The sequence below is a fragment of the Brevibacillus sp. FSL L8-0520 genome (assembly GCF_037963895.1).
Taxonomy (GTDB): Bacteria; Bacillota; Bacilli; order Brevibacillales; family Brevibacillaceae; genus Brevibacillus; species Brevibacillus borstelensis.
Genome location: NZ_CP150171.1, coordinates 4,733,300 through 4,755,000 on the forward strand (window position 1 = coordinate 4,733,300; position 21,701 = coordinate 4,755,000).

Consider the following 21,701-nt stretch of genomic DNA (forward strand, 5'->3'; position numbering starts at 1 on the left):
CTCTCTACATCGCTTTTTTGTGTGGTAGAAGACTGCCCGGGGCCTGAAAGGTTCGGGCGGTTGCTATCGTCAGTACAGGCAAAACAAATGAGAAGAATAAGTAAGGCAATATATCTAAAGTGGGAATGCCGAGCGTCACCGACATGACCATCGCGAGGCCGTTCCAAGGAATCAGCACAGGCATGACCAGCGTCGCATCAAGCATCGTCCTCCCTAAAAACACGCTTCCTTTTTCCATGCGGCTAAACCGCGGCAGCAATGTCGAGCCCATCACCAGGATCGGAATCGTCTGGTTGCAGCTGATCATGATGACCAACAGGGACAAAAGCACGGCCTTCCCGGCCAGGATGACGGTGTTTTGCGTATCCCCCATCATTTTCTCGACGAGTGGCGCCAGCAGGTTTGCTTTGTTCAGGATTCCGTTCAGAAAGCCCGCCAGCGTGATCACCACGAGGACACTCAGGATGGAGAGCATTCCTCCGCCGTGCACGAGCTGATCCAGCGTTGTGCCAGTGTGCAGCTCATAGCCATAGAGGATAGAGCGCCCCATCTCTGCGAACTGCATCGGTACAGTGGCGATGACTAGTACCGCTGCCGTGACAAGGCCGTACAGGAGGGCCGGAATCGCCTTTACCCGGCAGGCAAATGATCCGACCAGCACCAGCAGCGGCACGAGCGGCAGCAAGCCGATGGAGAAGAATTGCCGCAGAAGTCCTTGGTATTGCCCGATCATCCCGGTCTCGCTCGCCCCTTGCCGGAAGAGGTCAAGCCCCAGAAACATCAGTGCCGTGATCGCGACCCCCAGCAAGGCAGGCCAACTGCTTTTGCGCCCCTCTCCCTCTTGCACGCCAATGGTGCTGAGAATCAGCAGGCGGCTGCTGGAAATCGGAGAAAACCGCTCTCCGACCATCGCTCCGCTGATCAGAGCGCCAGCCACCATAGCCGGAGAAATGCCGGCCGTATGGGAGATGCCCATCAGCGCCAGCCCGACCGTGCTCAAGGTGCCGACCGAGGTGCCCAGCAGATAGCTGGTTCCGGCCGACAGTAAAAAGGAGAGACTCAGCATGTACTGCACGTCGACTACAGACAGTCCGTAGTAAATGATCGCCGGGATGGTGCCGCCCATCATCAGGAACGGGATGAGCAGCCCGACCAAAAACAGGATGATCAGGACCGGCTTCGTCTGTTTAATTCCTTCCCGGCCAAATTCCCACTGCTTGCGCCAGGAATACCCAAGTCTTTTTACACTAACCAGTGTGACCAAGATTGCCAAAACAATCCCCAAAAACAGCGGAAAACCGAATGTCAAACTGAGCGCTATGCCGACAATCAGCGAGACAATGGGAAGGACCGTCAGGAATTTCATCGTGCGCACTTCCTTTGCGTTACAGTCGCTCGGACAAAATCGCCAGTGCTGCTCCTTCGTCCGTAATAAGTACATTTTGGCACGACTGTCTGGCAAAGGAAAGAATCGCTTTTGCCTTGCTTTCTCCTCCGGCGATGGACAGCACCGTCTCGGCCCGCTGTACATCCTCCAGCTGCAGCCCGATCGTGGGCATCCGATGTACGGTTTCTCCTGCGGCATTGAAGTAGTAGCCGAACGCCTCCGATACCGCGCCAGCCTCCTGCAGCTCTGCCAGCTCTGCTTCCGAGTAGTTCCGCCGCTTCGCCATCGCGAGCGCATCGCCGATGCCGTGAATCACAATCCGCGAATGCTGCAAAAGCGAGAGCACATCCTGCACCTGCGGCTCCTTCATCAGCGTTTGCAGGGCTTCCGGGTGAAGCCGGTCAGGAACGTGGAGGAGCCGGTACGAACTGCCTGTCTTGGCTGCCATGGCGGAAGCGAGGGTGTTTGCCTGCAGCTCTACGCGCTCGCCCAGACCGCCGCGGGCCGGGACAAACTGCACACCCCGAAAGGATGGCGCCGGCGACAGATGATGGGCAACGCTCGCGATCGAGGTTCCCCCCGTCACCGCCACGATGTCTCCTTCGCGGATGTACTGCTTCAGCATCCGGGCGCCGACCCGTCCCAGCTCTTCCTTTACCCAGGGAGAGTGGTCCGCGTTTCCCTGCACTACGATCACGTGCGGGATGCCGAGCAAATGCTGCAGACGCTCAGCCAGCTCGGTCAGCCCGAACAGGTCGCCCATCAGAGGCTCCATCTCCTCCAATATGCGCTGGCCCTCTTCGCTGAGGCTCATGCCTGCCGCTGTCACATGCAAAAGTCCGGTTTCCTTCAACAGCTCAACCTCGGCCCGGAGGATCCGCTCCGTGCTTTGCATCGCTTGGGCCAGAGCCCTTCTCCCGATGGGCTGCAGGTGGTAAACAGACCGCAGCAGCATGTAGCGGCCCCGCATAACCTCGATCAGGTCAGGAAGCAGTTTTTGTTGCATTTCGATAAATCGCCGCATTGTCTGTACGTCCTTTTTGCCAAGGTTTTTCTAATCGGGACATTTTTTGTCCCTGTACATACATTTTACGTCCCGCTTAGGGCAAAAAAATAAAACTTCAGCTTCATTTCGAATGTAGCACAAATGTAAATAACATGCAAGATCCCTCCGCTGATTTGCAGAGGGATCTGACATGACATTACATGATAATATGCCCGGCTCTCGACTGCACGCAGACCGCTTGCAGGTAGCGGACAAAGGATCAGAGGTTTCCGGGCTTTCTGCCTCGGTCTACCTACTTTTCCTCCCCGGTTTTTCTGGCCGCGCGCTTCGCCAGCTCGGCATGCAGCTCCTCCCAAGTGACCACATGCGTTACCGACGGAAATACTTCCTCGCCGTCAATCTCTACTACGGGAATGACAAACATGTACCGCTCATGCAGCGCGGGGTCTTTCTCAATATTGACAAGCCGCAGCTCCAGCGGAAATTCCTCCCGCAACAGAAGGATCAGTTGCTCCACCTGGTCGCAAAGATGGCATCCGGGGCGGCCGTACAGGACGATTTGAAATGGCTTTGAACTCATCGGACCTCTTAGAACCTCTTTCGTTTGGCTGAGGATGGGATCAGCATCTCCTCGCGATACTTCGCTACTGTGCGGCGGGAAATTTCAATTCCCTCCTGCAGCAGCATTTCGGCCAGCTTCTGATCGGACAGCGGCTGCTTCCGGTCTTCCTGCTCGATCAGCGCCTTGATCCTGCGTTTTACGCTTTCCGAAGAAGTCGCTTCTCCGTTCGCTGTAGAAAGCGCCGAGGTAAAAAAGTATTTCAGCTCGAAAATGCCTCGCGGCGTCTGTACGTACTTGTTGCTCGTCGCCCGGCTGATCGTCGATTCGTGCAGCCCTACCCGCTCGGCGATTTCCTTTTGCGTCATCGGCTTCAAATAATGAATGCCGCGCTCAAAGAAATCCCGCTGCATGTCGACGATGGCCTGCGTCACCCGCATCAGGGTGAGACGGCGCTGCTCCAGACTTTTTGCCAGCCACATGGCGGCGTTCAGCTTTTCGTGGATAAACTGCTTCGCCTCTTCCTGGCTCTTTTGCTGGCTCAGCATTTTTTCGTAAAAGCTGTTGATTTTAAGTCTGGGAGTTGCCACATCGTTGACCAGGACGATGTATTCGTCGCCCACCTTTTCAACGGCTACATCCGGAATCACATACCGCGTCTCCACTTGGGAAAAGGCTGCGCCCGGACGGGGATTCAGCGTCCGCAGGAGATCGGCTATCGCCTGAACCTCCTGCACCGTACAGCCCACCTTGTCGGCGATGCGCTGGTAGCGGCAGTCAGCCAGGTCCTGGAGGTGCGAGGTGACGATCTCAACGACATGATCATCGTCCTTCCCCATGTGTCTGAGCTGCAGAAGCAGACATTCTTCCAGGCTTCTCGCGGCTACGCCGGCAGGATCGAAATGCTGCAGAACAGTCAGGACGTCCTCCAGCTCTTCAAGATCGGCGCCCAGTCGCTGGGACGCCTCCTCCAGGGTAATTTCCAGGTAGCCTTTTTCGTCCAGGTTTCCGATCAAAAACAGAGCGATTCTCCGCTGCGGCTGCGTAAAGCTTTTGAAATAGCCGAGCTGGCGCTCCAAATGTTCATACAGCGTAACCGACCGTTGCGTAACGAAGTCCAGCGGATTGTAAGTGCTTTCATTTTTGCCCGCCGTATATTCGCCCGTCGCCCGATTGCCTACAATTTCCTTCCAGTCAATTTCCGGCAGCGGCTTTTCCATTTTTGCCGGTGCCAGCTCCACCACCGCTTCCTGCAGCTCGAACACGGGATTTTCATTGGCTTGCTCCTGCAAATACGAGACGAGATCGACGGCCGAATATTGTAAAATCGTAATGGCCTGTCTGAGCTCCGGTGTCATCACAAGCTTGAGTGTCTGTTCTTGATAAAGCCCCAGCCCCATGTTCATCTGCGTCCGCCCCCTCTCAGTATCCAGTTTTTTCGACATGTGCAGTTTCACTTTTTTTCATTATATTCGCTTTTTCATGCAATTTTCCTGCCAATATCTGAATAAAGAAAGGAACCATGAAAAAAGGCGACTCCAACCATCGGAATCGCTTCTTGAAAAATCTACCCTTGCCGGCTTTTGTAAAGCAGGTACATGAAAAAAGGCGCTCCCACCGCTGCGGTAAACACTCCGGCTGGAATATCGAGCGGAACAAACAGTGTGCGGGCTCCAAGATCTGCCAGCAGTACCAACAACGCGCCCAGCAAGGCCGAAACGGGAAGCAGCGTGCCATAAGACGAGCCCACCAGCTTGCGGGCCATATGAGGAGCCATCAGGCCGACAAACCCGATTCCTCCCGCGATCCCTACAGCCGAGCCCGCCAATGCCACGCTGACGGCAACCAGCAGCAGACGCTTACGCTCGACCGGTACGCCCACTCCTCTCGCCACATCCTCCCCCAGCTCTTGGGCATTCAGATTGCGGGCCTGCACGACAGCGATCAGCAAAAATCCGGCGATCCACGGAAAAACAGCAAGGACATGGTCCCATGAAGTGCCGTACACCGTGCCGGACAGCCACCCAAGCGCCTGGGATGCCAGGTACAGCGGACCCGCGACCATGAAAAAGACAGTCAATGCAGACATCGCAGTGGATACGGACACCCCGATCAAAGCAAACCGATAAGGAGATACCCCCCGTTTCCATGCGGCCAGGTATGTAAGAGTGGAAGCGAAAAAACCTCCTGCCAAGGCTACCAAAGGCAGCCACTGGATACTGAACTTTCCGTCAGAAAAGGCGATAAAGGCCACGGCCGCGGCTGTTGCGCCAGTAGTTGTCCCGGTCAAATCCGGCGAGGCCAGCGGATTGCGGATCAGCGCTTGCAAGATGGCACCCGATACGGCCAAAGCCGCCCCGACCAGGAGAGAAACGACAATTCTCGGCATTCGCAAGTTTATGACGATCATTTGATGCGTACTGTCTGCCACTCCTACTAATGATCTCAACACTTCCGAGACCGGGATGCGAATGCTGCCCAAGCCGATGCTGATGATGGCGACCGCTGCCAGCAGGATGCTCAGCAGCAGCACGATACCGATGTTCCGCTTGTCTATCTGGAACGAATACGAAGGCTTGTGGCTGCGAACAACGGTATATCTATTCATGGGCCTTCCTCCTTACGATGGCAATGATGAACGGAACTCCGATCACAGCCGTTGCCACCCCGACAGGCACTTCCTTGGGCATTAGCAAAAAGCGGGATATAAGATCGGCTGCCACCAGAAAGATGGCCCCAAATACGATACTGTACGGAATGATCCAACGATAATCATAGCCGATCAGATACCGGCAAATGTGCGGGATGATGATACCGACAAAGCCGATCGGACCGGCAAGAGCCACTGCGCCTCCTGCGAGAAGAACCACTACCAGCACGATACCTGCCTTGACCCAGACAATTTTTTGCCCCAGGCTTTTGGCCACATCATCCCCCAAAGACATCAGGTTTAAGGACCCTGCCAGCATCCAGGCAATGATCCACCCGCATACCAGATAGGGAACGATCAGCAGGGCGTGGCGCAAATCGCGTCCCGACACAGATCCAATCAACCAGTTAAGGGCTTCTTCAAGCGCCATGTTGTCTATGAGCATGAGCAGCGATGTCAGCGACGAGGCAAACGCAGCGACTGCCGCGCCGGAAAGGGTCACTTTTACCGGCGACATCCCTCCCCGTCCGGCTGATCCAAGCATGTAGACCATGACAGCCGTCAAGCTTGCTCCGATAAAGCCAACCCACATCAGCTCGGTAAACGAAAACACGGGACCGAAGAGAAACAGGGACAACACGATCATGAAAGCTGCACCGGAGTTGATTCCAAATATAGAGGGGGAGGCAAGCGGATTGCGGGTGAGTGCCTGCAAAAGAGCCCCCGCTACCGCCAGACTCCCCCCGACAAATGCGGCGACGATCGCCCGGGGCACTCGCGCATTTTTGATGATCAAATGCTCATTGCTTCCATTGAAACTGACATAGGCCTCCACCGCCGTCGAAAAACGGAAATTTTGCAGGCCGAGCAAGATACTCGCAACGACGGCCACGATCAGCACCGCAACGGCTGCGACCAGTACGACAGATTTTTGGATTCGGCTGGACAAGAGAAATGGCACACGTATTCCCTACTTTCCCCAATTGCATTGGTAACATTTTAGTATCCCTTTCACCTTCTAGTCAATGAAAATGATAATTATTATCAAAAAACTGTTGACACCTATTTTCCAAATACAGTATGTTGTCTACAATGATAATCACTATCAATCAGGAGGTTTTCATCATGTCGGCAATTCACAAGCCATCGTGGCAGCTTTTGATCGCAGCAGCATTGTCTCTCATGCTTTTGGTCACGGGCTGCAGCGGCGGCCAAAACAACACGGGCAGCCAACCGGCGCAATCTCAGGGCCAGGACCAGGCTGCAGCCACTGACACCAAGAGCGACATCCGGAAAGTAAAACACGCGATGGGAGAAGCCGAGATCAAAGGTACCCCGGAGCGCGTCGTTGTCCTGACCAGCGAGGGGACAGAAGCCCTGCTCGGTCTGGGTGTCAAACCTGTAGGCGCTGTGCAGTCCCCGCGCGGAAATCCGTGGCATGACCATATTAAAGACAAAATGCAGGATGTAACCGTACTGGGCGATGAGGCGCAGCCAAACATCGAACTGATCGCGAGCCTCAAACCAGATCTGATCCTGGGCAACAAGGTCCGCCATGAAAAAGTATATTCGCAGTTGTCCGGCATTGCCCCGACGGTATTCTCCGAGGATCTGGCGGGCAAATGGAAGCCCAACTTCATGCTGTATGCCGAAGCCCTTGGCAAAAAAGCCGACGGTGAAAAGCTCCTGGCCGACTTTGACAAAAAGGTAGAAGAGGCGAAAGCAAAGCTGGGCGACAAAACAAAAGCCAAAGTATCATTGATCCGCTTTCAGCCAGGGAAAATCCGTCTTTACATGAAGGATACCTTTGCAGGCGTCATGCTGAGCCAGCTGGGCTTTGCCCGTCCGGCCTCTCAGGATAAGGATGAATTCATGCAAGTGATCGCAAAGGAACAACTGGCTGATGCCGACGGCGATGTGCTGTTTTACTGGGTATCGGATCATGGAGAAAAGAAAGAAGGCTCCAAATATAGAGAAGAAGTGATGAACGACCCGCTCTGGAAAAACCTCAATGTCGTGAAAAACAACAAAGTGTTTGAAGTCAACGACGTCGTGTGGAACATCGGGGGCAGCATTTTGTCAGCCGAACTGTTGCTGGACGATATTTTGAAGCGCTTTGATGTAAAATAACACACACTCGACAGAGCAGTATGGGCCCACCCCTGCTGCTCTGTAAGCTTGTACATGGAACCATTTCCCCTTCGTGCATCCCAACATCCGGGTTGCAATTTTTTCATTTGCATCTGTCCGCCTTATCTTTTATAATTTAAGTTATCCTATTATGCGCCCGTAGCTCAGTGGATAGAGCAGCGGTCTCCGGAACCGCGTGCGGAGGTTCGACTCCTCTCGGGCGTACCATACTGACTTTAAACGACGATATGACGGGATTCTGGCGGTGATTTGCCGGACGGACTGGCGAGCAAATCGGCAAAACCGTTCCCCTGCACCGTGTACCCCATACCCGTTATGTACTCGTTCCTGATATGTGCAAGCCTCCGTTACATGAAACGGAGGCTTTTATTATGCAAAAACGACCGTGGACAGCGCTAATACATAGTGCCGCTACGGAAGCACCTAAAAGAGTTACGATTGATGCTGCGTTTTTACTGGCTCCCCCAACGTTAGCCTCACGTTCGACTTTGTTCGACTTTGTTAACCTCACGTTCGACTTCGTTATACTCCGCGCTGCACACCGTTTCATCCTTCAATAAAGTCGTCATATACCGATCGACCTCCGAATTTTATTGCGCTCGAATGCGCCGTCATAGAGATTGCCGTTCTAGGAAGGCGGGTGTGCGGCTTTTTCTTTACATTTTTTACCATAAACCTATTTGCTTTTGAGAAACAAAGGTTTACAATTCATTTTGAATTTACATTATTTAGAAGTGATGTTTTATTATGGTTCTTAAAAAATTGAAGAAAACCACTCTGCTGCTAGCCTCTTTAATGGCAATTACTTCGCTTGTACCTTCCATTTCCTTTGCCAAAACCGAGGCAACCGCATCTGCCCAGGGCAATAACCGGCCTTACGTGAGCATCACCACCCCTGCTTCAAACAAAGAGTACAGCCCGACCATCTACTATAATGAGCAGCCAAAAATAACGTGGGTCCAATCTGATCCAGATGACAACACCGTATTTAGTACATTCTGGGTTCTTGTCTATGATAAAAACGGCAGTATTTATAGCTCTGGTGTACTGCCCCAAAACACAAGCAGCAATACGCAGTCCTTCGAAATTCCCGTTTCACTGCCTAGAAATGAAACGCTTGGTGTATCAGTAGGTGTCCAAGACGAATCTGGAAACTGGAATTGGGGAGCTGATGTGCACTATATGTACATCCAAACTCCGTAATCTATTTTGGCGCCTGTTGAGCATTCCAACGGGCATCGTCATCTTACTAATACTGAATAACTTCGATAGGCGTCGTTTGCAGCGAAAAGCGTTTTGTATATGGAATTTACAGTATTGTTCGTTCATTTGAAATAAAGGAGCGGGTCTTGATGAAGAAAATGAACCTTATCAGGTCAGGTTTGCTGGCCATTCCCTTGCTTTTGGCAGGACAAGCTGCGGCTAATGCCGAAGCCTTGATCGCCCCATCGCAAGCTGCAGTCGGCGTGGCAAGCGTTACTGAAGTCAATGTGAACCTGGATCTCTATCAAAATCCTATTTACGATAGTCTTCCCAGCGGCCCCAATTACACACACTACATCTCCTACGAGTCAAAACCGGGCGGGATCAGCATCGACTCCCGGGGTCGAGTGATTGCCTCTTCCACAGGCTACTACAAGGTAGATGTTTACTATAGCGGTATGCTTGTTTATACATTCAACTTCAATGTAGGTCCTATGTAAACATTCGCTTGGGACTAACAAAACAAAGCCGATCATCCTTTTTCTGCAAGGATGTCGGCTTTTCATAATAGGCGTTAACTGGAGAGCCGTAAATGTTTCCTGACCAATTGGGCCATAGTAAGAAAGCGTGATGCCAATTTTGGGAGGTGCCGCATGGATTTTACCAAGATGAGCACAAAGGAGTTCGTCGGAAAAGTTCACGAAGCGCAGGCCCATGCTCAGGAGAACAAGGAGCACAATGGCTACGGCCACCCGGAAAAACGTCTCCCCAGCAAACAGCGCATCCGCTAAAAAACGCCCTGGAGATTGCTCCTCTCCAGGGCGTTTCCTTATGCTCCCTCTCAAGGCCTGACCTGCTACTGCGGGTCTTGCCTGTTCAGGTTTTTGTCCTTTTCGGACTTTTGCTTTTGGGACGTTTGCTTTTGGGACGTTTGCGATTTGCTGCTGTGTCCCTGATTGTTGCCGTATTGGGTGCTGCGGTTGTTGGACATGTGGATACCCCTTTCAAAGGTAGTCGCAATCAACCGTAGTATGTCCTGTACGGCCCTTCCCCATCAGTCGTTACTTCGCTTCCCCTACGAATACCTTTTGACCGTTCTCGTATTTGTACACGTAGACAGACGCGAATTCGTTGTCGCCTTTTTCGTTGAATGTTACTTTTACGAACTGGCCTTGGAAGTCTTTTGTTTTATGGACAGCATCCAGGACTTGCTCGCGAGTCGGCTTTTGTCCGTTGTTCGCTTTAATCGCTTCTTCCAGTCCATGCAGCATGACGTTCATGGAGTCATAGCCAAAGGAAGTGAAGATCCCTACTTTATTGCCTGTGCTCGATTCAAATTCGCTGATCCACTTCTTGCCCTCTTCTGTTGCGGAAAGATCGCCTACAGTGGAGGTAAAGATTACGTTGTTCGCGTTGTCTGCGCCCGCAATTTTCACCAGGTCAGCAGAGTCGTAGCCATCGCCGCCCATGAATACGCCTTTGTAGCCTTTTTCACGAGCTTGCTTGATCAGGATGCCGGCATCGGAGTAATAGCCGCCGAAGTAGATCATTTCAGGGTTCGCGGCGAGGATTTGGTTGATCACGGCGCTGTAGTCTTTCTCGCCGGCAGTGATGCCCTCGTAGCCCGCAATGGTTACGCCGTCTTTCTCAAATTGCTTTTTCACTTCATCAGCCAGGCCTTGGCCGTAGGCTTGTTTATCGTGAACGATATAAGCGGATTTCACACCCAACTGGTTTTTCGCGTAAATTGCAGCCTTGGAGCCTTGCTGGTCGTCGCGCGCACAGATGCGGTGAACGACCTTCTTGCCCTCGTCAGTCAGGTTGGAACCTGTGGAGGACGGAGACACCATGACCAGCTTCTCTTGCTCGTATTGCGCCGATGCCGTAATCGATGCACCAGTCGTCACGTGACCGACAACACCGAGGACATCCGGATTGGAGATCAACATTTGGGCTACGGCCACGCCTTGCTTCGGATCGGCCTGGTCATCCTGTGTCAGCATCTGGACGTCGAAGCCCAGCGCTTTAAACTTCTCCTGATTTTGCTTCAGTGCGTACTCGGCACCGGCCTTTGCCGTGCTTCCGTAGTCGGAGTACTGCCCGGACATTGGTCCTACTGCCGCGATAACGATTTTTTGCAGAGCGCCGCCGCTGGAAGAGCCGGTATTGCCGCCGGATTGCGGAGCCGGCTGCTCGCCTCCGCTGGCATTTCCGCCGCCCCCGCCAGCGTTGCCTCCGCCGCAGCCCGCAAGAGCTGTACCAAGCGCTACTACAGTTGCAAGAAAAGCCATAGTTTTCTGTTTTTTCATTCGAAAATCCCCCTTTTACTTTACGGACAAACAATGAGTCACCTTCTCTCATTGTAAAATAAATATGAAAATTTGCAACATATAAAGAGATTGGCAAAATCGATTGATATTGTTCACTTCATCGAAAATATTGATATTCGATACAAGACTCAAGTCCCAGTACAGTTTTGCGGCTGCCTTCATAATCAAAAAAGGCTACCCGGGCCCGGACGGGAAATTTTGCTTACCTGCCAAACGTCAACCCTTGGCATGATTTACCTACCGGACATCAGCAAAAACATGCCAAAACTATCAGGAGCATCCGCTCACAGTGGATAACCTTTGATCTATACCGCGAACAAATGTTTTTGTGCACAACCTGTTGATAAATCTGTGGATAATGTGGATGAGGAGGATTTTGCATGTCAGCCGACCGGTTTTACCTCATATATCAGGAAGCGAGCGATGAAGAATGCCTGCTGACCATCCAGCCTTACGACGACCAACAGGCCCTGGCGGAAGCGATCAACCGCCTGCAATCCCTGCAAGTGGACGAGTACACGATCATCAAAGGAAGAAAGATGAGAGCAGCGTTGCGGCTGGCTGTGGAGCTGCAGGAGGACGAAGATACACAGGCGGAAGCAGATGGGGATAAAGCCGCAGCGAAAGAAAACGGGTGATCCGCTTCGCTCACCTCCCCCGCTTTTCCACAACTTGTGGATAATTAAACCGCAAATAAATAGGGGGGCGGCAGTGAAATTTTTCCTGCCGGTCTTCGTATTTAGTATGGGGAGGAGGGGATACAACCATGGAACAAGAGTTGGCTCGGGCCAATGCAGAAGCGGTCCGGCTCGTGCAGCAGTTTCTCAAAGGACAGTCACGGGCCTTTCCCGCACTCGTCAATTTATTTACCCCCCGTGTCATGAGCATCATCAGAAGACTGGTCTCCAGTTATCATGATGCCGAGGACCTGCACAACGAAATTTGGTTAAAAGTAGCGCAAAATTTACACAAATACGACCCCACCCTGCCCTTTCATTCCTGGCTGTATCGCATCGCCTCCAATGCCTGCATCGATTTTTTGCGAAAGAGACGGGAAATTGCGCTTGAGGATGAGCAGCTGCATCAGCATGTTCACAAGCGTCCCTCCGGTCCCGTAAAAAGTCCGGAACTGTTTCTGCTGGAAAAAGAAAGCTATTCTGAATTGACGGCCTTGCTGGATTGCTTGCCCGAAACGGATCGTCTGATTTTGACTCTCCGATTTGTGCAGGAAATGAGTTACGATGAGATAGGAAGCATCGTCGGCATGAGTAAAAATACGGTCGGGACCCGCTTGTTCCGGGCCCGCAAACAATTGAAAGAGCAGTTGGATAAATACAGGGAGGAAAGGAGAATGTCCGATGCCGCATATTGATGAGCTTACCTTGATGATGTACAGTGACGGTGAACTCTCTAGCGAAGAAGCAGAAGCCGTCCAAAAACACGTTGACAGTTGTCACCACTGCGGCAGCTCGCTTGAGCAGCTGGTCGCGGAGAGGCAATTCGTGGCCGACCGCTTTTTCTCCGACGACCTCCCCCCTATGTCTTTCCAGCTCTACGACATGACCTCTGCACAGATTCATGGAATCGCCATCCTGCACAAGCGAACTCGCCGCCGCTTTCTGTGGCGCATGCTCCTGCTTGGCGGCAGCATTCTGGCCGTCGCTGTTTGTTACCTCGTGTTTTGGCAGCGAATCTGGCTTGAGTGGGTTGCGCCGGCATGGACCTCATGGAAAAGCCATCTTTTCTGGAGTTCGGCCCTATGGCTCAACGACAACGCCCGCGAATTTTTTCATGCTCCCGCATCGTATGTCATGGCGCTTCCCTTGCCGTTTTTCGTACTGGTCGGGCTGCTGCTTATCCTGAATATCCGTTTTTCGCCTCTCCCCCATTCGCGACTGTCCAAGCGGGAGGTGGATTGAATTGAAAAAGCTGCTTAGTCTGATTCTTTTTGTAAGTTTGCTGATTGTGGCCTCTACCGCTTATGCGTTTAGCGGGGTCATCTCTGATCGGTACTACCTGCCCCCTGATACCGCTCACCGCGGCGATCTGGCTGTCAGTGCCACCAAAATCATCATCGATGGCGTTGTCGACGGCGATGTGTACGCATTTGGCGAAAATGTCCAAGTCAATGGACGAATTACAGGGGATCTCCTTACGTTTGCAGCCGTAACACTTGTCACCGGCGAAATCGACGGCGACATCCGTTCAATGACAGACACGCTGCTCCTAAACGGGAAGGTGGCTGGAAGCGTTACCAATCTGTCGCATACCCTGGTTCTTGACCGGAACGGCAGTATCGGCAAAAACCTGCTTACGCTTGCGACAAGTGTTGATTTGAACGGCAAAATCGCGCGGGAAGCAAACGGCCGCATGGAAAACGTCAGGATTACGGGGAGCATCGGAGAGGGTATCTCCATGCTGTACAGTCGTACGATTCATATCGACGGGCCGGCCGTGATCGGCGGTGACTTGGTCTATACCAGTCCCCAACGGGCTGTCATCAGCCAAGGTGCGACGCTCAAAGGAGAGGAACGCTTCTCCCCTGCTCCGGTAGAGGAACCGGATGAAGGATTCTCCTATTTCCCGATTCTGCTCGGGCTTTCCTCCCTTTTGAGTACGCTGTTGCTCTGGCTTGCCATCCGCTTCCTGTTCCCGGCCGGATTGACACGTGTTTACCGGCAATTGGATCAACGAAAAGGCTCCACCTTTGTTTGGGGAGCGTGCCTGGTCCTGGGTATGCCGTTTTTGTCGCTATTGCTTTTGATCACGGTCATAGGAATCCCTGTCTCGCTTGCGCTGCTGCTGACGTTCCTGATCCTGTCCTGGTCGGCAAAAGTATTCGTCGGCTCATGGATCGGCATCCGAGTAGCCGAGCGCTTTTCGTGGAAGGTTTCTCCGCTCTTGGCCGAGCTGCTTGGTGTCGTCGCTCTGCAGTGCCTGCTGATCATTCCGCTGGTAGGCTGGCTGTTTGCACTGCCTGTCTGGATCGCGTTTTTCGGGGCATTGGTCGGCTCTGTCGCCCAGGCCAATAAAACTTTCCTCGCCTGACATGTTTAGCCGCACGTTTTTTGGAAATTATGGTGAAAGAGGCGTGCAGTTATCTGTTTGACCTTTATTGACCTTTTGTGTATGATATTCTTACAAAGAGAGGAGGAAGACTGAATGCACATGAATTTGATTCCAACAGTCATTGAACAGACCAACCGCGGAGAGCGTGCTTACGATATTTATTCCCGTCTTCTGAAGGATCGCATTATCTTTCTCGGTACTCCTATCAACGATACGGTAGCTAATATTGTCGTAGCGCAAATGCTGTTCCTGCAAGCGGAAGACCCGGATAAAGACATTTCCCTGTACATCAACAGCCCGGGCGGTTCCATCACCGCCGGTATGGCAATTTACGATACCATGCAATTTATCAAGCCGGATGTATCGACGATTTGCATCGGGATGGCCGCATCCATGGGCGCCTTCTTGCTGGCCGCTGGTACAAAAGGCAAGCGCTACGCCTTGCCGAACAGCGAGGTCATGATTCACCAACCGCTCGGCGGGGCTCAAGGTCAAGCCAGCGACATCGAGATCGCGGCAAAACGGATTATCAGAATGCGCGAGCACCTGAACCAAATCCTGTCCGAGCGCACTGGCCAACCTCTGGAGCGCATCCAGAAGGATACGGATCGCGATAATTTCCTTTCTGCCCAGGATGCGATGGAATACGGCCTGATTGACAAGGTCATTTCGACAGAGGCATCCGCAAAAAAATAACCGGCTTCGGCTGATTTACGTAGGACCCTGCCAGAGATGGCGGGGTTCTTTTTTAACCGGGGGTTCTCTATGCCAGAGTTCTCTATGCCAGGGGTCTTTTTACCCGGGTTCTCTTTTGGCCTCGGTTTCTTTTTTTGTCTCCGGCTTTTTTTATGGCTGCGATTTACCCGCTGCATCCTGGGCAGATTTCACGGTTGACTGGGCTCGGGGTAAAGCGCTAGTATAGTAACTTGGGTGTCTTTATACCCACGTGGTTCGAAACCATCCCACGATAAAAAACTAAGGAGCTAATTGAATATGAAAGTAAAAACGCTTGTCGCAAACGGTATCCTGGCGGCTTTGTACATTGCCGTCTCGATGCTTATTCAGCCATTTGGTTTTACCAATGTACAATTCCGCGTTTCAGAAATGTTTAATCATCTCGTCGTTTTCAACAAAAAGTACATGTACGGAATTGTCCTCGGCGTCTTTTTTACGAATCTGTTTTTCTCGCCCATGGTCGCCTATGACCTGGTATTTGGAGTGGGTCAGTCTGTGCTGGCGCTGCTTGTCACGATTGTTTCCATGCGCTTCATCAAAGGCGTCTGGGCTCGCATGATATTCAATACCATTGTTTTTACGATTACGATGTTTCTGATCGCGATTGAACTGAACCTGGCGTTCGGTCTGCCCTTCTACTTTACATGGCTCACCACTGCGCTTGGCGAATTTGTCGTCATGCTGGTCGGAGCTCCGATCATGTATGTTCTGAACAAACGGTTGAACCTCGAACAGCGGATTTGAAAAAGAAACCGAGCAATTGCCAGGAGATTCTCCGGCGCTGCTCGGTTTTTTGCCTTGTCCGCCTATTTCTCTACCAATTGACCGACGTCCACCGTTTTGCTGTCCGCCGGGTTGCCCTCTGTATGGACGCGGGCCTGCGCCGTTTTCTCGTCAACTCCGTCGATCCATACCGATTGTCCTTGATACTGTACCTCGATCTTGCTCTCGGAACGGATAATTTCCTGTGCGCGATTTACATCCATGCTCTTCGCTCCTTTACCGTTTATCGATCATCGCGAGCTGTGCTGGCTCCTGTCATGGTTTCGGTCGTGGTCTCTTCGATCAGGCCATTCTGATCGGTGACCTGTCCTCCGCCAAGCCCCTCGTTTACCATCCGGTCAATATCCATGTCGTAATCGTCTCGACCCTCGGTATATGTATCGCGTTCGGTGCTCACTTAAACTCCCCCCTTGTCAGCCATTTTTATATAAGTTAGCAATGCCCTGTTCGTTGTCGAAACATGCAGCTGATCCGGACAAAAAAAGACACCTTCCCGTAGAAAGTGTCTTTCCCTCTTGTTCTTTTGCTATTCTTCCTTGCTTACCAGATTGGTCAGGCTGGTAACCGCTTGAGACGCATCAGGGCCCTCCGCTGATATCGTGATCTCCGTACCCGAACTGATAGCGAGGCTCATTATCCCCATGATGCTCTTCGCGTTTACCTTCTTGTTTTCTTTTTCCACAAATACTTCTGATGCAAACCGGTTGGCCTCCTGCACGAAAAATGCCGCAGGGCGGGCCTGCAAACCGGTTTTCAGCTTGACCACAACCTGCTGTTGAACCATGGGTGGAACCTCCTCGCTCAGTATCTCTTATTACCGTCTAGTATACCATGTCTCTACACGGAAATATTTCGTTTTTCTCGTAATTTGTCAGCGATTTCGTTAATTTTTCGTAGCCGGTGATTGATCCCCGACTTGCTGACTACTCCGCTGGGAATCATTTCTCCCAGCTCTTTCAGGTTGATGTCCGGATGAATCAACCGAAGCTCTGCCACCTCGCGCAAACGCTTCGGCAGATTTTCCAGCCCCATTTCCTCCTGGATCAGCTGGATGTTCTCCATCTGCCTGGCCGCTGCATTTACCGTCTTGTTGATGTTGGCGATTTCACAATTGTGCAGACGGTTTACAGAGTTGCGCATATCTTTGACGATCCGCACGTCCTCGAAGTAGAACAGTGCCTGATGCGCACCGATCAGGCTGAGAAACTCCGTGATCTTCTCCCCTTCTTTGATGTAGAGGACGTAGCCTTTTTTTCGTTCAATGCACTTCGCGTTCAGCTTGTAGCGATTGGCCATTTTGGTCAAAGCCTCGCAAAAATCCTGGTACGAAGTAAAGATCTCCAGATGGTAGCTGGATGCCTCCGGGTGGTTTACCGACCCGCCCGCCAAAAACGCCCCTCGCAAATACGCAGCGCGGCAGCAAGACTTCTTCACAATGTCCTGCGATATCCCGCGCACGAAGGAAAGGCTCTCGTCCATAATTCTCAGCTCTTGCAGTATATCATTGGCTCTGTTGGGGATTCTTACGATGTATACGTTGTTCTTTTTCAGCCGCATTTTCTTGCGCACAAGCAGTTCGGCATGAATATTGAAGATTTTTTTCGTCAACGTGTATATCCGTCTGGCAATCGCCGCATTTTCCGTGGTCACATCCAGTACCAGACGCCCTGCACCGAATTGCAGGCTGCCGTTCATCCGAATCAGCGCCGCCAGCTCTGCTCGGCTGCAACAATCAGGTCCCTCCAGCATCGTCAGTTCCTTTTTCGTCTGTGCGGCGAATGATGACATCGTCCTTCACTCCTTCTCAATCTTCTGCGTCCGGCGCCTCCGCTTGATCAGCGAGACGACCTGCTTGCTGACGGCGGTCGCATCATGACGCAGATACCCCTCTTCAAACGCCACCAGCGGTTTGGCTACGATATGCAGTCCCAACTGGCGTAAGCGCTTTACATCACAAGCAACAGGGGCTGCTCCCTTCTCCGCATATTTTTCCAAGGTTTTATCGGGAATGGCAGCAGAGTTCACTATCACTGTATCCAAAAACGGTCCGCCTACATGATCGTACAGCACTTCGACATGTTTGGATGCGGAAAACCCGTCTGTTTCGCCCGGCTGAGTCATGACATTGCAAATATACATTTTCGGAGCTGTCGAATTCTTTACAGCGGCGAACAAGCCTCTCACCAATAGATTCGGCAAAATGCTCGTATACAGGCTTCCAGGGCCGATCAAGATCGCATCTGCCTCTTCGATGGCCAGCAGCGCTTCACTCAATGGCACAGCATCCTCGGGGTCCAGAAAGACCCGCTTGATCTGCTTGCCGGTCAATGGAATTTGCGATTCTCCCGCAATGATTGAACCGTCTTCCATTTCCGCCATGAGCCGAAGCGACTGTGTCGATGCCGGAAGCACCTCTCCCCGGACAGCCAATACATCGCTCAGCTTCTTAACCGCTGTGACAAAATCTCCGGTAATTTCGTTCATCGCTGCCAGAAGTAGATTTCCCAAATTATGCCCGGCTAATCCGGTACCTGTGGAAAAACGATACTGCATGACCTTTTCCATCAGCGGTTCGGTATCGGCCAGGGCCGTCAAAACGTTACGGATATCTCCGGGAGGGGGCATATCCAACTCCTCCCGCAGCCTCCCGGAGCTTCCGCCGTCGTCAGCGACGGTTACGATCGCGGTAATGTGAACCGGTGCGTGCTTTAACCCCCTTAATAACACGGACAGTCCCGTTCCTCCGCCGATCACGACAACCCGCAGCCGGTTGCCCTGCTGCGATCCCATTCTCCTCGTCGGCATATGTCACCTCATTATATGCTGATACACATACAAAGGCCCTGTTCAAGTACGGATGGCGTTTCTTTCTTTCCTGCCATCCTATGCTTACTTGCTTTTTTCCATGTCACGATGACTGACCCGAATCGCGTAGTCCTTTCCAAAAACCTCGCCCAAATGCTCCGCGATCGCCACCGAACGATGCTTGCCTCCCGTGCAGCCGATCCCGATCACCAGCTGGCTTTTCCCTTCCCGTTGGTAATGGGGCATCGTATAGGCCAAAAAGTCAATCAGTTTATCGACAAACTCTTTCGTTTCCTTATGATTCATGACGTACTCGGCCACCTCCGGGTCACACCCGGTTTTGGGCCGCAATTCTTCCACGTAATGCGGATTGGGCAGGAAACGTACGTCAAACATAAGATCGGCATCAATCGGAGTGCCGTATTTGAATCCGAAAGACAGGACGTTAATCGTCAAGGAAGAACCTTGCTGTGTATACTGGCTAATTATTTTTTCTCGCAACTGTGCCGGCTTCATTTGGCTGGTATCAATAATCTGATGGGCTCGCCCCTTCATTTCCTGAAGCAGCCGACGCTCGGCATGGATTCCTTCCAATGGTGAACCGTTGGGTGAAAGCGGATGGCGTCGACGCGTCTCTTTGTACCTGGAAACCAATGTTTGATCATTTGCATCCAGATAGAGAATATGGAAAGAGATTCCCTCCATTTGATTTAGACTGTCGATGGCTCCCGACAAGTTTACAAAAAATTCGCGGCCGCGCAGGTCAACTACCAAGGCGACACGCTCAATATTGCCTCCCGACTGCTTGATCAGCTCCGCAAACTTGGGGATCAAAACCGGCGGCAGGTTATCGACACAAAAGAACCCCAGATCTTCCAAGCTCTGTACGGCAACGGTTTTCCCCGCGCCAGACATCCCTGTAATGATCAACAGATTAACGGCTCTCTCATTTTCCACTTCTGTCACTCCACTCGCCTCCTACGATTCTGACTTTAGCATACCATAACGGTTGGCATTTTCGCACCCTTTAGGACTCGTCCCGTTAGGACTCGTAACGCTCCCGTGGAGACAGGAAGCTGATATCCGGCCGTTCGTGCATGCCTTGCGGAAAAAAAATGGCGTGGCTATGGCAGCCACGCAAAATGGTTCGTATAGATAAGGGGGTCAATTCATTGTCTTCATCTTACCGCCCAATTATTTCACTCATGTTACAAGCAGGTTAAGAGATTGTGACATTTTGCTCAGCCAGACGTTCGTTCAGCTCTTCGACGTAGTGCTGGGCCGATTGGGCGGCGATCGAGCCGTCACCAGTAGCTGTCACTACTTGACGCAGCATCTTCTCGCGCACATCCCCGGCGGCAAAGACACCTTTCACTTTGGTGTGCATGCGTTCATCTGTCAGCACATACCCGGCTTCATTGGTAATTCCCAGATTGCGAACGCTCTCCGTCAGCGGGTCCATCCCTACGTAGATGAATGCGCCATCTGTCGGGAACTCGCGCTCTTCGCCGGTTTTCAGGTTCTCCAGGAGTACGCTTTGGACTTTTCCGTCGCCGCGAATTTCCTTGACCACCGTATCCCAGATGACCTCGATCTTTTCATTGTCAAATGCCCGTTTTTGCAGGATTTTTTGGGCGCGGAACTGATCGCGACGGTGAATGATCGTCACCTTGGATGCAAAGCGGGTCAAGAATACGGCTTCCTCGACAGCAGAGTCTCCGCCGCCGACTACGACCAGCTCTTTGCCGCGGAAAAATGCTCCGTCACATACTGCGCAATAGGAAACGCCGCGGCCGGAGAGTTCTTTTTCTCCCGGAACGCCCAGCAGGCGATGCTCCGCACCGGTGGCAATGATCACCGATTTGGCCAGGTACTCCTTGTCGGAAGTAATGACTCGTTTATACGGCTCCTCGTCTTTTACTTCCTTGATTTCGCCATATGCATACTCAGCGCCGAACTTTTGAGCATGCTCGAACATTTTTGTGGACAAGTCCGGTCCCAAAATGGAGCCGAAGCCCGGATAGTTTTCAATCTCCTCCGTATTGGCCATTTGGCCGCCTGGAATTCCGCGTTCCAGCATGAGCGTGCTCATGTTTGCGCGGGAGGTATATACAGCGGCAGTCATCCCCGCGGGGCCTGCACCGGCGATGATCACATCGTATATTTTTTGGTCGCTCATATCCACTGCCTCCTCAATCTGCAATCACTTCTTATTTATACTTATTATAAAATGAGAATCTATTTCAAATCAAGGGTTTGCAGTGCTTTTACGCACTTTGCCACAGTTGAGGGGGAAAGCTCGTATTTTTCTGCTACCTTTGCCTGTGATTGCGCATGTTTCTGGTTTTTTACCGCACCGTATAGATATTCGAGTGCAGCCACCCACGCTACAATCTTGCGCACTTGTACAGGCGGCTTCTCTAGCTGCGAGAACCGTTTCCAAACAGATAGACACCAGTTCTTCATGTCCTCCTGTCCGCTACCGGAAAAAAACCGGTTGATGCAGTCTTCTACGCCTTCCGTTTTTTGACTGTCCGTTTCGCTCCCCGGAAACTCTAATTTATGCTCAGTTGCCGCTTTCGTCTTTGCTTTTCGCTTGGGCCTTGCTTCCGGCATCTCTGCTCCCATGTCTGCCAGTGCAAGCAGGGCGAGCTTTTGCAGCTGCGGATCGTCCGTTTGGTGGTAACACTGGCGAACCGCTGCTTCCGCTTCGTCATCGCCGATCAAAGCAAGGGTTTGCAGAACCGCAAACTTAACTTCATCGCGCCCGTGCTGCAGGGCCCACAACAAGGAAGCGCGAATCATCGGATCGTTTTTCAGCTCTTCAACACCGGATGCCGGTGCCTTCTCCCAGGACACTTCCTGCTGCGGCTGATAGTAATGGTAAGGGATGACCTGCTTAGTTTGCCCGTCCTTCGCCTCTTTTACCATCTCCATGTAGTGCTCGGCTACCCCCGATTCCGGGTCCAGCTGCTTTACCTTTTGCCACCAGCGGATGGCTTGTTCCTTATGACCACTCATAT

Annotated in this window: 26 protein-coding genes, 1 tRNA gene and 1 riboswitch (1 of these 28 cut by a window edge); of the genes, 11 read left to right on the forward strand and 16 right to left on the reverse strand. The window is 52.2% G+C overall.

Features of this window, described 5'->3' with window-relative positions; all coding sequences use genetic code 11:
* Positions 1-4: 4 nt before the first annotated feature.
* The 6 genes from NSQ24_RS23185 to NSQ24_RS23210 all read right to left on the reverse strand — a co-directional run bounded on the left by NSQ24_RS23185 (position 5) and on the right by NSQ24_RS23210 (position 6,563).
* Positions 5-1,366: a Na+/H+ antiporter NhaC family protein gene (locus tag NSQ24_RS23185; protein ID WP_003392563.1), complete on the reverse strand. Its 1,362-nt coding sequence runs from the start codon at positions 1,364-1,366 to the stop codon at positions 5-7.
* Between the two features lie 19 nt (positions 1,367-1,385).
* On the reverse strand, positions 1,386-2,411 hold the full coding sequence (locus tag NSQ24_RS23190; protein ID WP_003392561.1) for a sugar-binding domain-containing protein: 1,026 nt from the start codon (positions 2,409-2,411) through the stop codon (positions 1,386-1,388).
* Positions 2,412-2,685: 274 nt separating this feature from the next.
* On the reverse strand, positions 2,686-2,973 hold the full coding sequence (locus NSQ24_RS23195; protein ID WP_003392559.1) for a glutaredoxin family protein: 288 nt from the start codon (positions 2,971-2,973) through the stop codon (positions 2,686-2,688).
* A gap of 8 nt (positions 2,974-2,981) precedes the next feature.
* Positions 2,982-4,358 carry an RNA polymerase factor sigma-54 gene (gene rpoN, locus NSQ24_RS23200; RefSeq protein WP_339166697.1) on the reverse strand — a complete coding sequence of 459 codons (1,377 nt, stop codon included), beginning with the start codon at positions 4,356-4,358 and terminating at the stop codon, positions 2,982-2,984.
* Positions 4,359-4,519: 161 nt separating this feature from the next.
* The gene (locus NSQ24_RS23205) at positions 4,520-5,560 is read right to left on the reverse strand and encodes an iron ABC transporter permease (RefSeq protein WP_122958724.1); all 1,041 of its coding nucleotides are present in this window, start codon (positions 5,558-5,560) and stop codon (positions 4,520-4,522) included.
* Positions 5,553-6,563, reverse strand: coding sequence for an iron ABC transporter permease (locus NSQ24_RS23210; protein ID WP_003392552.1), 1,011 nt, complete (start codon positions 6,561-6,563; stop codon positions 5,553-5,555). Before NSQ24_RS23210 ends, NSQ24_RS23205 begins: the two co-directional genes overlap by 8 nt.
* Positions 6,564-6,736: 173 nt before the next feature.
* On the opposite strand from NSQ24_RS23210, the gene NSQ24_RS23215 reads away from it, so the two are divergent.
* The 5 genes from NSQ24_RS23215 (at position 6,737) to NSQ24_RS23235 (ending at position 9,747) form a co-directional block, all read left to right on the forward strand.
* Positions 6,737-7,732 (forward strand): iron-siderophore ABC transporter substrate-binding protein, encoded by a 996-nt coding sequence (locus NSQ24_RS23215; RefSeq protein ID WP_031933209.1) that lies wholly within the window; start codon positions 6,737-6,739, stop codon positions 7,730-7,732.
* A gap of 153 nt (positions 7,733-7,885) precedes the next feature.
* Positions 7,886-7,960 (forward strand) — tRNA-Arg (locus tag NSQ24_RS23220).
* Positions 7,961-8,500: 540 nt separating this feature from the next.
* Positions 8,501-8,956 carry a hypothetical protein gene (locus NSQ24_RS23225; RefSeq protein ID WP_024984827.1) on the forward strand — a complete coding sequence of 152 codons (456 nt, stop codon included), beginning with the start codon at positions 8,501-8,503 and terminating at the stop codon, positions 8,954-8,956.
* Positions 8,957-9,105: 149 nt separating this feature from the next.
* Positions 9,106-9,456 carry a hypothetical protein gene (locus NSQ24_RS23230; protein ID WP_003392545.1) on the forward strand — a complete coding sequence of 117 codons (351 nt, stop codon included), beginning with the start codon at positions 9,106-9,108 and terminating at the stop codon, positions 9,454-9,456.
* Between the two features lie 153 nt (positions 9,457-9,609).
* On the forward strand, positions 9,610-9,747 hold the full coding sequence (locus tag NSQ24_RS23235; RefSeq protein ID WP_003392543.1) for a DUF4023 domain-containing protein: 138 nt from the start codon (positions 9,610-9,612) through the stop codon (positions 9,745-9,747).
* 65 nt (positions 9,748-9,812) lie between these two features.
* Here the strand turns inward: NSQ24_RS23235 and NSQ24_RS23240 are convergent, their stop codons facing one another.
* Both NSQ24_RS23240 and NSQ24_RS23245 read right to left on the reverse strand, forming a co-directional pair.
* On the reverse strand, positions 9,813-9,947 hold the full coding sequence (locus NSQ24_RS23240; protein WP_339166700.1) for a hypothetical protein: 135 nt from the start codon (positions 9,945-9,947) through the stop codon (positions 9,813-9,815).
* A gap of 70 nt (positions 9,948-10,017) precedes the next feature.
* On the reverse strand, positions 10,018-11,265 hold the full coding sequence (locus NSQ24_RS23245; protein ID WP_003392541.1) for a branched-chain amino acid ABC transporter substrate-binding protein: 1,248 nt from the start codon (positions 11,263-11,265) through the stop codon (positions 10,018-10,020).
* 401 nt (positions 11,266-11,666) lie between these two features.
* Here NSQ24_RS23245 and NSQ24_RS23250 point away from each other — a divergent pair, with 401 nt between their 5' ends.
* The 6 genes from NSQ24_RS23250 (at position 11,667) to NSQ24_RS23275 (ending at position 15,834) form a co-directional block, all read left to right on the forward strand.
* Complete coding sequence (locus tag NSQ24_RS23250; protein WP_003392539.1) at positions 11,667-11,924, forward strand: hypothetical protein; 258 nt, start codon at positions 11,667-11,669, stop codon at positions 11,922-11,924.
* Positions 11,925-12,052: 128 nt separating this feature from the next.
* Complete coding sequence (locus NSQ24_RS23255) at positions 12,053-12,658, forward strand: sigma-70 family RNA polymerase sigma factor (RefSeq protein ID WP_003392537.1); 606 nt, start codon at positions 12,053-12,055, stop codon at positions 12,656-12,658.
* Complete coding sequence (locus tag NSQ24_RS23260) at positions 12,645-13,205, forward strand: zf-HC2 domain-containing protein (protein WP_339166702.1); 561 nt, start codon at positions 12,645-12,647, stop codon at positions 13,203-13,205. The genes NSQ24_RS23255 and NSQ24_RS23260 overlap by 14 nt, the downstream gene beginning before the upstream one ends.
* Before the next feature lies 1 nt (position 13,206).
* Positions 13,207-14,334, forward strand: a complete 1,128-nt coding sequence (locus NSQ24_RS23265; protein WP_003392532.1) for a polymer-forming cytoskeletal protein — start codon at positions 13,207-13,209, stop codon at positions 14,332-14,334.
* A 120-nt stretch (positions 14,335-14,454) separates the two neighbouring features.
* On the forward strand, positions 14,455-15,051 hold the full coding sequence (gene clpP / locus NSQ24_RS23270; RefSeq protein WP_003392529.1) for an ATP-dependent Clp endopeptidase proteolytic subunit ClpP: 597 nt from the start codon (positions 14,455-14,457) through the stop codon (positions 15,049-15,051).
* Positions 15,052-15,295: 244 nt separating this feature from the next.
* Positions 15,296-15,340, forward strand: a riboswitch (PreQ1 riboswitch).
* An 8-nt stretch (positions 15,341-15,348) separates the two neighbouring features.
* The gene (locus NSQ24_RS23275) at positions 15,349-15,834 is read left to right on the forward strand and encodes a QueT transporter family protein (protein ID WP_003392526.1); all 486 of its coding nucleotides are present in this window, start codon (positions 15,349-15,351) and stop codon (positions 15,832-15,834) included.
* A gap of 62 nt (positions 15,835-15,896) precedes the next feature.
* Here NSQ24_RS23275 and NSQ24_RS23280 read toward each other — a convergent pair whose 3' ends face one another.
* The 8 genes from NSQ24_RS23280 to NSQ24_RS23315 form a co-directional block, all read right to left on the reverse strand.
* On the reverse strand, positions 15,897-16,076 hold the full coding sequence (locus NSQ24_RS23280) for an H-type small acid-soluble spore protein (RefSeq protein ID WP_003392523.1): 180 nt from the start codon (positions 16,074-16,076) through the stop codon (positions 15,897-15,899).
* Between the two features lie 20 nt (positions 16,077-16,096).
* Positions 16,097-16,270 (reverse strand): hypothetical protein, encoded by a 174-nt coding sequence (locus tag NSQ24_RS23285; RefSeq protein ID WP_003392522.1) that lies wholly within the window; start codon positions 16,268-16,270, stop codon positions 16,097-16,099.
* A 129-nt stretch (positions 16,271-16,399) separates the two neighbouring features.
* Complete coding sequence (locus NSQ24_RS23290; protein ID WP_003392520.1) at positions 16,400-16,657, reverse strand: HPr family phosphocarrier protein; 258 nt, start codon at positions 16,655-16,657, stop codon at positions 16,400-16,402.
* 53 nt (positions 16,658-16,710) lie between these two features.
* Complete coding sequence (gene whiA / locus NSQ24_RS23295; RefSeq protein ID WP_003392518.1) at positions 16,711-17,661, reverse strand: DNA-binding protein WhiA; 951 nt, start codon at positions 17,659-17,661, stop codon at positions 16,711-16,713.
* A gap of 6 nt (positions 17,662-17,667) precedes the next feature.
* The gene (locus tag NSQ24_RS23300; protein WP_024985590.1) at positions 17,668-18,678 is read right to left on the reverse strand and encodes a YvcK family protein; all 1,011 of its coding nucleotides are present in this window, start codon (positions 18,676-18,678) and stop codon (positions 17,668-17,670) included.
* A gap of 84 nt (positions 18,679-18,762) precedes the next feature.
* The gene (gene rapZ, locus NSQ24_RS23305; protein WP_003392515.1) at positions 18,763-19,644 is read right to left on the reverse strand and encodes an RNase adapter RapZ; all 882 of its coding nucleotides are present in this window, start codon (positions 19,642-19,644) and stop codon (positions 18,763-18,765) included.
* Between the two features lie 253 nt (positions 19,645-19,897).
* Positions 19,898-20,857 carry a thioredoxin-disulfide reductase gene (trxB, locus tag NSQ24_RS23310; protein ID WP_003392512.1) on the reverse strand — a complete coding sequence of 320 codons (960 nt, stop codon included), beginning with the start codon at positions 20,855-20,857 and terminating at the stop codon, positions 19,898-19,900.
* Between the two features lie 59 nt (positions 20,858-20,916).
* Positions 20,917-21,701, reverse strand: the end of a protein-coding gene (locus NSQ24_RS23315) for a tetratricopeptide repeat protein (RefSeq protein WP_003392510.1). Its footprint extends 901 nt past the window's final position; 785 of the gene's 1,686 nt are visible here — the last part of the coding sequence; its start codon lies beyond the right edge, outside the window; it ends in the stop codon at positions 20,917-20,919.